The organism is Mitsuaria sp. TWR114, from assembly GCF_007997345.1.
Window position 1 is genome coordinate 1 of the sequence record NZ_VOSR01000300.1, and the last position, 11830, is coordinate 11830.

The 11830-nt window shown below is 64.6% G+C and carries 9 protein-coding genes; 5 read left to right on the forward strand and 4 right to left on the reverse strand.

The window, feature by feature from the left end; translation table 11 throughout:
• Together FUT87_RS12360 and FUT87_RS12365 are read right to left on the reverse strand one after the other, a co-directional pair.
• Positions 1-1027 (reverse strand): pyridoxamine 5'-phosphate oxidase family protein (locus FUT87_RS12360; protein WP_147241207.1); only part of this gene is annotated, 1027 nt, incomplete at its 3' end.
• Positions 1028-1055: 28 nt separating this feature from the next.
• Positions 1056-1607 carry a carboxymuconolactone decarboxylase family protein gene (locus tag FUT87_RS12365; protein WP_147241208.1) on the reverse strand — a complete coding sequence of 184 codons (552 nt, stop codon included), beginning with the start codon at positions 1605-1607 and terminating at the stop codon, positions 1056-1058.
• Between the two features lie 102 nt (positions 1608-1709).
• Here FUT87_RS12365 and FUT87_RS12370 point away from each other — a divergent pair, with 102 nt between their 5' ends.
• Positions 1710-2606: a LysR family transcriptional regulator gene (locus FUT87_RS12370; protein ID WP_147241209.1), complete on the forward strand. Its 897-nt coding sequence runs from the start codon at positions 1710-1712 to the stop codon at positions 2604-2606.
• Between the two features lie 111 nt (positions 2607-2717).
• Here FUT87_RS12370 and FUT87_RS12375 read toward each other — a convergent pair whose 3' ends face one another.
• Positions 2718-3155: a hypothetical protein gene (locus tag FUT87_RS12375; RefSeq protein WP_147241210.1), complete on the reverse strand. Its 438-nt coding sequence runs from the start codon at positions 3153-3155 to the stop codon at positions 2718-2720.
• Positions 3156-3859: 704 nt separating this feature from the next.
• Here FUT87_RS12375 and FUT87_RS12380 point away from each other — a divergent pair.
• The 3 genes from FUT87_RS12380 to FUT87_RS12390 all read left to right on the forward strand — a co-directional run bounded on the left by FUT87_RS12380 (position 3860) and on the right by FUT87_RS12390 (position 8902).
• A complete protein-coding gene (locus tag FUT87_RS12380; RefSeq protein ID WP_186830501.1) occupies positions 3860-5053 on the forward strand; it encodes a DUF4236 domain-containing protein in 1194 nt (397 codons plus the stop codon).
• 580 nt (positions 5054-5633) lie between these two features.
• Positions 5634-6860 carry an SIR2 family protein gene (locus FUT87_RS12385; RefSeq protein ID WP_147241212.1) on the forward strand — a complete coding sequence of 409 codons (1227 nt, stop codon included), beginning with the start codon at positions 5634-5636 and terminating at the stop codon, positions 6858-6860.
• Positions 6857-8902 carry a helicase HerA-like domain-containing protein gene (locus FUT87_RS12390; protein WP_147241213.1) on the forward strand — a complete coding sequence of 682 codons (2046 nt, stop codon included), beginning with the start codon at positions 6857-6859 and terminating at the stop codon, positions 8900-8902. Before FUT87_RS12385 ends, FUT87_RS12390 begins: the two co-directional genes overlap by 4 nt.
• A 51-nt stretch (positions 8903-8953) precedes the next feature.
• Here FUT87_RS12390 and FUT87_RS12395 read toward each other — a convergent pair whose 3' ends face one another.
• A complete protein-coding gene (locus tag FUT87_RS12395) occupies positions 8954-11599 on the reverse strand; it encodes a TonB-dependent receptor (RefSeq protein WP_255511790.1) in 2646 nt (881 codons plus the stop codon).
• A gap of 137 nt (positions 11600-11736) precedes the next feature.
• Here FUT87_RS12395 and FUT87_RS30630 point away from each other — a divergent pair.
• Positions 11737-11830, forward strand: a 94-nt coding sequence (locus FUT87_RS30630) for a 3,4-dihydroxy-2-butanone-4-phosphate synthase (RefSeq protein ID WP_186830502.1), incomplete at its 3' end; no start/stop codon positions are given.

Below are 11830 nucleotides of genomic sequence, written 5' to 3' on the forward strand. Positions count from 1 at the left end.
TGCCGCCGGCGATCAGCACCGCTCGATGCGCCGTCTCGGCGAGCGAGAAGAGCGCCCGCGGCATCGAGGCGTTGAGCCGCAAACCGAGCTGGAAGTCCTCGTGCACGGCCACGGAGCCGCCTCGTCCCTCGGACTCGCGCTGCACGGCGATCTCGTAGGCATCGGTGCGATGTGGGCTCGAGGCGATCGAATAGCTGCGGGTCGAGTCGGTGCCGTCGGCCAGGCGCACGGGTAGGTCGAGGTGGGCCCCGGCGACCACCGCCGGCAGCGGCGAGCCGTCGGCGGTCTTCAACTCGAAGGCCCTCACCGATGGCGTGAGCTGGCGCACCCCGGAGATCGTCAGCGCGAGCGGTCCGTCGCCAAGCGATGGCGGCGGCATTGACGCCGAGGGTGCCTGTGAAGCGGTCAGTGCCGCCTTGGCGTCGCTCAACTGCGCTTTCAGCTTCTGCACCTGCGCGCGCAGCGGGGCGGTGAGCGACGCAACCTCGGCCTCGGTGAAACGCGGCGTGATGTGCTGCGGACAGTTCCAATCCCAACCCTCGATGCGGATCAGGAAGGCGCGCTCGACCGTCGCGCCGTAGGCCGGATCACTCACCGCGGCGATGGCCGCGTCGCCCTGCGGGCTGACGCCGGCCTCGACCAGCTCCACGCGTCCGAGCAGCTTCAGCCGGCGCCGATTCGGATAGTCCACGACGATCATCGAGAGGCGGTCGTCCTTGCGCAGGTTGCCGACGCTCAGGTACTGCACATTGCCGCGGAAGTCCGCGAAGCCGATGGTCCGCGAATCCAGCACCTTGAGGAAACCCTTCGGCCCGCCGCGGTGCTGCACGTAGGGCCAGCCGGTCTCGCTGACCGTGGCCTGGAAGAAGTGGTCGGCCTCGGCGAGGAACTGCGCCTCGCGGGGCGTCAGCGCTTCGCCGCGGTCGCTCATCGTGTCGAGGAAGGCGTACTGCTCGCGGCTGCCTTTCTCCGCCTGGACCTCGCGGACCGTCGGGGTGAAGGTGATGTCCGAATAGGCGCGTCCCATGATGAGCTCCCGGTGAGGATGCGGACCTTCAGGCCGCGGTCGGCAGTTCGAGCTTGACGCTCGGGAAATCGATCTCGACCAGGCTGGCCTTGCCCAGGATGTTGGTCAGGAAGTTCATGCCGACGTGCGTGATGATCTCGACGATCTGCGCCTCGTCGACGCCGGCGGCACGCAGCTCGGTCAGCTCCAGCGCGGACACCTCGCCGCGCTTGTCCATCAAGCTGCGCGCGAATTTCAGGATCGCGGCGGAGGTGTCGTCGTCGCTGGTGCCGGCGCGGGCCGCGGCGATCTCCTCGGCCGACAGGCCGGTCTTGCGCCCGATCGCCGTGTGCGCGGAGACGCAGTACTGGCAGCCGTTCTGCTGCGCCAGCGCCAGGGCGATGCGTTCGCGGTCCAGCGGGTCCAGGCTGCCGCCGTTGGCGATGCCGTACAGGCCGAGGAAGGCCTGGAGCGCGGTGGGCGAGTTGGCGAAGACCTTCAGGAAGTTGGGGACCATGCCGAGCTGGCCCTGGATCGCGTCGAGCAGGGCTTTCTGCTCGGGCGTGGCGGTGGCGGGTTCGACGACGTGGATGCGGCTCATGGCGGTTCTCCGGTGGGTTGAGGGTGAGCGGATGGTGGCCCTCGCGCTCCGCGGAGAGAATCGGCGCGGCTGGGAAATGACTCTTTCTGGATCAGAAAAGATATGGACAAGCTCGATGCCATGGCCATCTTCGTGGCCGTCGTTCAGGAGGGCGGGTTCTCCGCGGCGGCGCGGCGGCTCGGCGTGTCCGCGCCGGTGGTCACGCGCGCGGTGAGCGAGCTCGAGGCGGCGATGAACGTGCGCCTGCTGCTGCGCACCACGCGCGTGGTCAAGGTCACCGAGGTCGGCGAGCGCTACGCGCAGGACTGCCGGCGCGTGCTCGGCGAACTGGAGGAGATCGAGCAGGCGGCGAGTGGCTCGCACGGCGCGGTGCGCGGCAAGCTCGTCGTCAGCGCCTCGGTGATGTACGGGCGGCTCAAGCTGAACGAGGTGGTGCTGGCCTACCTGGCCCGTTATCCGGAGACCGAGGTCGAGTGCCGTTTCCTGGATCGCAATGTCAACCTGCTGAGCGAGGACGTGGACGTGGCGATCCGCATCGGCGACCTGCCGGATGCTTCCTTCCACGCGACGCCGCTGGCCACGGTGCGGCGCATCCTGTGCGCGTCGCCCGCGTACCTGAAGCAGCACGGGACGCCGAAGCAGCTGAAGGATCTCGCGAAGCACTCGCTGATCGCGGCGCTTGGGCTGGAGCCTGGATCGGAGTGGAAGTTCCGTGAGGGCGCGGGCGTGGACGCGCCGACCGTCGCCGTGCCGATCCGCGCTCGACTCGCCACCAACAGCAATGACCACGCGATTGCCGCGGCGTGCGATGGGTTTGGCGTCACGCGAGTGCTGTCGTACATGGTCGAAGAGCAGATCGCTTCAGGGGCGCTCGTGGAGGTGCTCTCGAAGTTCGCGCCACCCGCCGTGCCGGTGCAGGCGCTGCAGCATCAGGGGAAGCGAGCGTCGCGCAAGGTGAGGGCGTTCATTGACCTAGCGGTGGAGCGGTTGAGGGGGTAGGGCGCCGCCGCGAGCGGGCCACGTGGACGACCGGCGGCTTGACCGGCGCGAAGCGGCGGGGCTTCCGCTCGATGAAAGGCGTGGACCGAGTCCTCGGTACGCTCACTCCGGTCAAGGGGCCAGTAGTGTTCCAAGGAACGCGAGCAGCAGAAGTGCGCCCCCGGGAATCACGGCCAGCCAGTCCCAGCCGCGTACGGACGCATTGCGCTTGTGGAGTGGGCTCACCTGCGCATTCAACCTGTTCGCGCACGCCTGCACGGGAAGGAGGAATGCGAAAGCGAGCAGCGAGAGCCACCAGTACGGATCTGGAAGCTTCCAGAGCAAGGTGGCGACGATCCAACCGACGGCCAAGCTCCCGGCGGCGAGGGGCGAGCTGCCATTTTTCTCGATGTCGTAAGCGCGAATCCGGGCAAAGCACTGGTAGCAATAGAAGAGCGCGACCAGCGCTCTCAGCGCCGGTGCGATGTTGCTTTGCTCCCGGTGCCTGATGCATCTCCAGTTGCGATAGAACCAGTAGATCTCATACAGGCCGAGCGTGCAGACGCTCATGACGACGAGCTTGGACAGCGAGACGGCAAAGAACGGGGGGCCGAGGACGCCTGTCGGGAAGGAAGGTCTGCGACTTGGAAGTCTGGAGATGCGTACGGGTTCGCGCTCATGGGGCTTGGAATGGCGATCAGGGCCGAGTGGCCGGGACATCGTGGAGTCGGTTTCTCGCGACGCCCAGACCGTTTGCGGAAACGGGCCCGGCGGCCGGGATGATGCGTGATCAGGCTTGGGTCCGCCTTCCAGATATTCCCGTACCGATGTGGTCTCCAAGCGAGACCCTCCGATTGGCCGCGGCGCTGGGAGAAGAATCTGTTGGCGAATCCTGAATTTCCCGCCATTTCCAATGGATGAAGAATCCCAGAGTGGTGTGGCCAACGCCGGTCGGGGCGACCTCGCGGCTGAGGGCGTGAGGACGACCGTCGAGCACCAAGCAGTTGAATGGGTCGAAGAGAAGGCACCGGCTTGCTGCTTGGTGGACGGCCCTTCTCGAGCGCGGCGGCCCTACTGTTTGGCTCCGCGGCACATTGACTGGCCCCGCTTGGCTTCCTCCCCCCTCTCTGAGCGGTTGCCTCTCCCCGCGCGCGTCGATATGGTCTAGCGTTATCTAGCGTTCTAGATGCCATTGCGCTGCAGCGGTGGTTCGGACCCCTCATGGGCCCATGGAGCGCTCACAAGGGTTCTCAGAGACCTGTCAGGGAGGCGCCATGACCTGGCGATTCAGGAAGAGCTTCGCCCCAATCCCCGGGGTGCGCGTCACGTTGTCCAAAAGCGGCATCACTACATCGGTGGGCACCGGGCCGGTCAGACTTTCGGCAGGACCGCGCGGTGCGGCACTGGCCGTTAATGTGCCTGGCATCGGCGTGTCCTTCCATCAGCCTCTGAAGACAGCGTCTTCCGCAGAGCCAAAACGGCAATCCGCGCTCAGCGTGTCTAGCGGCATCGATTTGCCCGCGTGGTCTCCGGAACCGATTGCTCCGCCCGATCCAATGCCTACGCTGCATGGCACTCCCACTATGGATGCGATTCAGAGCGGCAGTTCTTCGATGATGACGAGCCCGGGCCTCGCCGCATTCAAGGCTTCTCTCATGAGCGCGGAGGCCCTCCATGCGGCTACCGAGAAGGAACTGGTTGAGGCGAAGGTCGTGGAACAGAGCCTTGTCGGGCATTACGAGAGCTGGAATCGCGGCTGGTTCCTCAAGCGCGTGGCAAAGAAGCGGTTCGGGGAGCTTCGCGATGCTGCTGAAGAAGGCACGGCCCGGCGGGTGGAATTGGATGAGCAATTGCAACTGTCGCGGCTGAGCACGCAGTTCGAAATGTCCGACGGAGTGGCCAAGGCGTTCGAAGAACTGTGTCGGGCCTTCAGTGCGTGCTCCTGTTCCCAGCGCATCTGGGACAACGTTGCGCACCGGGCAACCAACCGCGTAATGGAACGCACCACCGCCTCGCGTATCGTGGACCTGAAGCCAGTGAAGTTCCGACTCGGGAAGTGTTCCGTTATCGATGCGCCCATGGCGGTACCGCATCTGGAGAACGCCAACGGAGGCGACATCTTCCTCTTCCCCGGATTCATCCTTTATCACGCCGCGTCCACCAACTACGCGCTTGTGGAGTTCGGCGACTTCGAGCTGAAGGTGTTTGCGAGCAGGTTTCACGAAGAAGGGCCGGTCCCGTCGGACGCGGAGCAGGTCGGAACCACTTGGGCGAAAGCCAACAAGGACGGGTCACCGGACAAGCGCTTCAGAGACAACTATTCCATTCCTGTAATGCGGTACGCGACGCTGACGTTGCGCTCCAATTCCGGGCTGAACGAAGAGTACATGCTGAGCAACGTGCAGTCCGCATCCGATTTTGAGATTGCTTTCGCGCGTTTGCGAACCGAGGTGGCAGCGGGGGGGTGAAGTGGAAACTCGGATCGATGCCAACACTGTGAGCGGCAGCCGGCACGCCGCTCTCCGCCAACCGCAGCGCGTTCGTCGCCGGCTACGGTGATACCTCCGACACGCACGGGGTGCTGATGCTGGACTGCTTTGACCATCATGCTGAACGCCTTTGAATTACCGGCGCTGTTCTTAACCGCGACGCGGGTCATGCCCGCCGTCTCTGGCGCGTTGCGCCTCAGCAATACGGACCCTTCAGCACTGATGCTGCTCTCGAACTTGAGCGGCGGCTGTTCCCAGTCTTTCACTGGCGGGCACCGGAACGACTGCCTCATGCATTCCCCGACATTCAGTGATTGCGGCCCGTCGGCGTCTGCCGTCGCAGGACCTGTCGTTCAACCCTACAGTCGCGCGCCGCTAGCAGCCGCTACCGCGGTGCGGGTCTGCAAGATTGCCAGCGCGGACGCGTCCTGCAAACGGTCGCACCTCGATGGAAATTGGCAACATCGGCCGAGCCTCGCGATACGGGCAAGGCAACCAACGGCGTAGGATAGTACGTGACCCGCCACCATCGCAGTGGCGGGCGAGCGGAGGAAAATCGATGTCGGTGAGCGTCCACAACCCGGACCAGTACATGGTCAGCCTGCGCCAAGTCATCGCGCAGGGTCGAAAACGGATCGGTCTCTTGATCGGTGCCGGCGCACCGGCGGGGATATTCCCGCCAGGTAGTACGTCCCCCCTCATCCCTGCCGTGGTTGGACTGACCACAATGGTCATCGATGCCCTGAAGAAGGACTATGAGAAGCCGTTGGCCGCAGTAGTCGCCGAACTCGATAACCCAAACATCGAAACGATCCTCTCGCGTGTTCGGACACTCGGATCGGTGCTGGGCAAGATGGAAATACACGGCTTGGACGGCATGGGGTTCAGGAAGCTGAGCGAGTCGATTTGCGACCAGATCGGGCAGATCGTCAATAAACCGCTGCACGACGGCCCGTCACCGTATACGGAGTTCGTGTCCTGGATTAGCGGCACGCCGCGTGAGCACGCCGTGGAGGTCTTCACCACGAACTACGACCTGCTCTTCGAGCAGGCCTTCGAGCGGCTGCGTGTGCCCTTTTTCGATGGCTTTAGCGGATCGAGCGAGCCGTTTTTTGATCCTTCAACGGTTGCTGGGAATGACCTACCAGCTCGTTGGACCCGGCTGTGGAAGCTGCACGGGTCTCTAGGCTGGTCGGCAAATGCCCGGGGGGAAGTCGTTCGCACGGGCAATGCCAAAGCCACGCATCTGGTATTCCCGGAGCACCTGAAATATGACCAAACCCAGAAGGCCCCCTACGCCGCCCTGTTCGACCGGCTTCGGGCTTTCCTCATGACTCCGGACACGCTGCTGATTGCGACCGGCTTCTCTTTCGCTGACGCGCACATCTCCGCTCGAATTGATGAGTGCTTGGCCGCCAATCCGTCGGCGAGCGTCTTTGCCTTTCAGTTCAAGCCTCTCGATCAGGAGATTTACGCTGCTGAGATCGCGGCCAGGCGAGCCAACATGAGCTTGTATTGCCCAGACAAGGCTGTGATCAATGGAATTGCCGCCCCGTGGGTTCCCGGCGACTTACCCACTCGCGATTGGGGCGCCATTCGCGCCACCTACTGGGGCAGCGATCCGGCGACAAATACAAAGCGATTTGAGCTAGGTCGCTTTGACCGCTTGGCGCGCTTCTTCGCATCGTCACGAGCCAGTCAGCAGCATCAGCCCCCGCCTCCCCCGAGCAGCCCTGGCGCCGAGCAGGCAGCCCCTGCAGACGCCTCGCAACCGCCAGTCGCATGAACATCAAGCCGACCTTGCTGGGCCATGTCGGCGCCGTTACCGGCGCAGCGATTAGCGTCCGCCTCTCACCGAATGTCGCGTCTGGCATCGCCATCATCGGCGGCAAGAGTTATCGCATCGGTCAAGTCGGCAGCTTCGTTCGGATACCGCAGGGATATCACGATCTGTACGGGATCGTTGCCGAAGTTGGCGCTAGCGCGGCGCCAACAACGCCGCAAGGGCAGCCCGAAGTGAGCGATCGGTGGATGACCATCCAACTGGTCGGCGAGATCGTTGGCACTTCCTTTGAGCGAGGCATTAGCCAGTACCCGAACGTCCGTGACGAGGTTCACCTCGTCACCGAAGAAGACCTGGCGGTGATCTACGGTACCCAGGACGGCGGTCAAGTGTTGATTGGTCGATTGGCAAGCGCTGAAGGAATTCCGGTACGGATCGACCTTGACAAGCTCGTGACGCGCCATATTGCAGTGCTCGGCTCGACCGGCGCGGGCAAGTCAACCACGGTGTCCAGCCTCTTGCGGTCGATCGCATTAGGCGGCGATGCCGAGGCCACACCGGGGTTTCCGAGCGCGCGCATCCTCCTGCTCGACATTCACGGGGAGTATGGGCGGGCGCTGGAGTCGGTATCGACGGTCTTCAGGATCAATCCCAATGCCGGCGCTGGTGAGGTGCCGCTGCATATCCCGTTCTGGGCACTGGACCCGGCTGAGTTGCTGGCCTTCCTCATGGGCAAGCTAGACGACAAACAACTTACGCAGATCCTCGATAGGATCATGGACTACAAGGTCAAGGCGGTGAGTGCTCAACCAGCTCCGGGCCTCGACGTCAATTCGATGACCGCCGACAGCCCGAGTCCCTACAGCTTGAAAAAGCTGTGGTCTGAGCTCCTGGACCCTGAAGTCAGGACTTGGCTGGACCAGCAGAGGACGCAACCGGCGCTGGATGAGGCCGGCGACCCGCAAACGCTGAAAGCGCCCAAGTACCGCCCTCACGGGGCCGGCGCCACCGCGCCCTTCATCAACCAGGTTGGAGTCTTGGGCATACGCCGCCAGCTAGACCAGATGCGGTCTCGCCTGCTTGACCGGCAATACGACTTTCTGCTCCACCCCGGCGACTGGGAGCCCGACCTCGACAGCCAATCGCTGAAGGGGCTGCCAGAGCTTCTCGAAGCTTGGCTTGGACATAGCAAGCCCATCACGATCCTCGACCTCTCCGGCATTCCCAGCCCGGTCGTGGCTCGACTCATCGGCGCGATCCTGAGGATCATCTACGAGGGTCTCTTCTGGGGACGGGACAAGAGCGAAGGTGGGATCGCTCGTCCGCTGCTGGTGGTCATGGAAGAAGCGCACCGATACCTGTCAAAGGACGCCGACGGGCCGGCACGCGAGATGGTGCAGCGGATCGTTAAGGAAGGTCGCAAGTTCGGCATTGGGGCAATGGTCGTCAGCCAGCGTCCATCGGAGGTCGATGACACCATCCTGTCGCAATGCGGGACGTTCGTTGCTTTGCGACTGTCCAACTCAGCGGACCGGACGAAGGTACAGGCATCCTTGCCTGACAACCTGGCTGGTGTGATTGACAGCCTGCCCGTCCTGCGCGTCGGTGAGGCCGTCATCACCGGCGAGGCGGCTCGTCTGCCTATTCGCTGCCGCATCACGCTACCGCGTGAGGAGCACCGGCCCAACAGCGAGGACCCTGCCGTCGCAAAGCGATGGATGGCCGCCCGACTCGCCGAAGACTACGGCCGGCTCGCCGCCTCTTGGCGGGCTCAGAGTCCGATCTGGACCCCGCTGCGAGTCATCCGCACAAAGCTACCCCAACAGGAGATCGAAGCTATGGACCGTGAACTGGTGGCCTCATCGAATGTTGTTTCGATAGGCTATGAGCCGACGACGAGCACCCTTGAAGTTGAGTTCAAGAATGGCGTCTATCAGTACTACAACGTGCCTGACGCGATATACCAGCAGTTGATGGAGGCTGGATCAAAAGGGCAATTCTTAAACACCTACATCAAGCCCGCTTACCCATGCTCGCGAGTTTGACCCACGCAAGCACCAGTACTTCCGAGAGGTAGTGTGTCTCCAGTTCAACGCTCACCTGAACTGATACGACGCCGCCAGGTAAAAGAACCTCCCCCGCGGATCCGTATAGCTCGGGTCGTACCCCGAAATGAAGAAGTAAGCCTGGTTCGAGAACGGCGGTGCCGTGTTGAACAGGTTCTTCACCCCCGCCCGCAGCGTGAGCGCGGCGGTCGCCTCCCAGCCGCCCGACAGGTCCCACAGCGAATACGCCTTGACCTTGTTCTTTCCCACCACCAGCCCCGTGTTGGTATCGATCGCCGAGTTCTGGTCGTCGTAGCCGCTGTAGAACGAATTCGCGAGGTTGACGCTCCACGGACCGCGCGACCAATCGAAGTTGACCCGATGCCGCCACCGCTGCACCACGCCATCGGTGACGAAGCGCCCGAGGTTGCTGATATAGGGATCGCCATCGCCGGTCTGCTTCTTCGAGCTCAGCGTCAACGTCCCCACCAGCTTGACGCCGAAGCGTCCCATCGCGGTCGCCGGCGAGCGGTACTGCAGCGTGATGTCCAGGCCGGACGCCTTCTGCTTGCCGCGGTTCTCCTTGCGCAACTCGATGAAGCAGATCTCGGAGTCGTCGGGGTCGTAGTCGCAGCCCGCAATGCCTTCGTCCTCGTTGTAGCGGTGCACCAGCGGCTCGTACTTGTCGAGGTTGGCGAGGATCACGTCGTCGCCCAGCGTGCTGATCAGGTCGCGCTTCTCGATGCGCCAGTAGTCCAGGCCGAAGCTCCATTCCGGCGTCGGGTCCGCGAGCATGCCGATCGAGAACTGCCGCGACTTCTCCGGCTTCAGGTTGGCATTCGAATAGGTCCGCGTCTCCCAGTTGTTGGCGCAGAAGCCCAGGTCGTTGTCGTTCTCGCGCATGCACACCGGATCGGGCAGCGTCGCCGTCTCGCCGGTCTTCACCGAGCGGTACAGGTCGTTCATCGACGGCGCGCGGAAACCGGTCCCGGCCGAAGCGCGGAAGGTCAGGTTGTCCAGCGGCGCATAACGCAGGCTGACCTTCGGATTGGTCGTGGCGCCGACCTTCTGGTAATGGTCGTGGCGCAGCGCGAATTGCAACTCCCACGCCTTGGTGATCGGCGCGAGCAGCTCGCCATAGGCCGCCCACACCTTGCGGGAATTGCTGGTGAACTGCGCGTCGCCCGGCGTCGGGTCGCCGACGATTTCGTCCGAGATCAGCAGGTCGCTCGCCGCCGACGAGGACTTCTCGCGCCGCAGTTCGCCGCCCAGCGCGATCGCCAGGTCGCCGCCGCCCATCTTGACCAGGCTGCGGGTGAACTTGGCATCGAGGCTGTCCATCGAGCCGCGGGCGCGGCGCACTTCCTGGTTGATGTTGTTGTCGCGCAGGAAGGCCAGCCCGGCCTCGCTCGACGGACCGAAGGGATTGAGCAGGCCGTCCGCGAAGGCCTGCATCGTCTCGGTGTAGGGCAGGTAGCCGCGCACGTCGCGGTCGGACACGCGGTTGACGCTGTGGTTGTAGCCCCAGTCGTAGTCCCAGGCGCCGAGCGTGCCCGTCATGCCGACGACGATGCGGCTGCCGGTGCTGGTCAGTTCGCTCGCGCGCGGGCCGGCCTCCAGCATGCGCGTGCGCACGGTGATGAGCCGGTCGTCCGGCAGCGCGTCGCCCAGGCCGGTCGCCGCCAGCGCCGGGATCATCGAAACATCCAGGTCCGCGTCGATCCGGTTGCTGGTGCCGACGTACCAGCTCTTGCTGCGGGTGTAGGCCGCCTCGATGAAGGCCTCGTGCCGGTCCCCGAGCTTGAGCACGCCGCGGCCCAGGAAGCTGCCCTTGTCCGTCTTCGGATAGAGCTCCAGGTCGCGCATGTAGTCGTAGGTGCAGCCGTCGACGCCGCCAATGCCGTCAGGCAGGTAGAGCGAGTGCGGCGGCTGGCAGGTCGGCGCGCTCAGGTTGATCGTGCGCGTGGTGATGGGCCGGCCATTGATCGCGAAGCCCTGCGACTCGAGGTAGTCGCGCTGGTCGCCCGAGAGCCGGATGTTGCCGGGGAAGCTGGCCGAGGACAGCAGGTGCGGCAGTCGCTCCGGAATGCGGAGGTCGGAGATGAAGTCGCGCTGCGAGGTGCGCAGCGCGCCGGTCTTCTGCAGGTCCAGCACGCCCATCAGGTTGAAGCCGTCGCGCGCCAGGTCGCCATGGCCGGCGGCGATCGACGCGGTGCGCTTGCCCGCGCCACCCTCGCCGGACTTGCCCGCGTAGACGTCCAGCTGCACGCCCTGGTAGTCCTTGCGGGTGATGAAGTTGATGACGCCGCCGATCGCATCGGTGCCGTAGATCGCGGACGCGCCATCGAGCAGCACCTCCACGCGCTCGATCGCCGCGGCCGGGATGTTGTTGAGGTCGACGCCGTTGTCGTCGCCCGGCGAGGCGAAGTTGGCCATGCGCCGGCCGTTCAGCAGCACCAACGTCGACGAGGTGCCCAGGCCGCGCAGGTTGGCCGAATTGAAGCCCATCTGGTCGCGGAAGCCGCCGGTGCCGATGCTGACGCCGTCGGTGAGGTTGTTGCTGAGCGAGGAGACCGTCGCCATCAGCTCGGCCGCGGTGGTGACGCCGGCCTTGACGATGTCGTTGCGGGTCAGCACCTGCACCGGCAGCGCCCCCTCGTCGGCGATGCGCTTGATCGCGGAACCGGTGATCTGCACCCGCTGCAGCTGCTGTGGCGGGGCGGAGGCGGCGGCCTCCGGCGCGGCGACCTGCGCCTGCGCCTGAGACCGGCCACGAGCGCCTAGACCCAGCCCTCCTCCGGCCCGCCAGGCCCGCCCCGCCTACAATCGCGCCCATGCCTATTTCACCGATTCCCGAGCTGGTCGCCGAACTGGCGGCCGGCCGCATGGTCATCCTTGTCGACGAGGAAGACCGTGAGAACGAGGGGG

Coding starts and splice junctions, on each gene's coding strand:
- FUT87_RS12365 (WP_147241208.1), bottom strand. CDS start 1,607: ATGAGCCGCATCCACGTCGTCGAACCCGCCACCGCCACGCCCGAGCAG.
- FUT87_RS12370 (WP_147241209.1), top strand. CDS start 1,710: ATGGACAAGCTCGATGCCATGGCCATCTTCGTGGCCGTCGTTCAGGAG.
- FUT87_RS12375 (WP_147241210.1), bottom strand. CDS start 3,155: ATGAGCGTCTGCACGCTCGGCCTGTATGAGATCTACTGGTTCTATCGC.
- FUT87_RS12380 (WP_186830501.1), top strand. CDS start 3,860: ATGACCTGGCGATTCAGGAAGAGCTTCGCCCCAATCCCCGGGGTGCGC.
- FUT87_RS12385 (WP_147241212.1), top strand. CDS start 5,634: ATGTCGGTGAGCGTCCACAACCCGGACCAGTACATGGTCAGCCTGCGC.
- FUT87_RS12390 (WP_147241213.1), top strand. CDS start 6,857: ATGAACATCAAGCCGACCTTGCTGGGCCATGTCGGCGCCGTTACCGGC.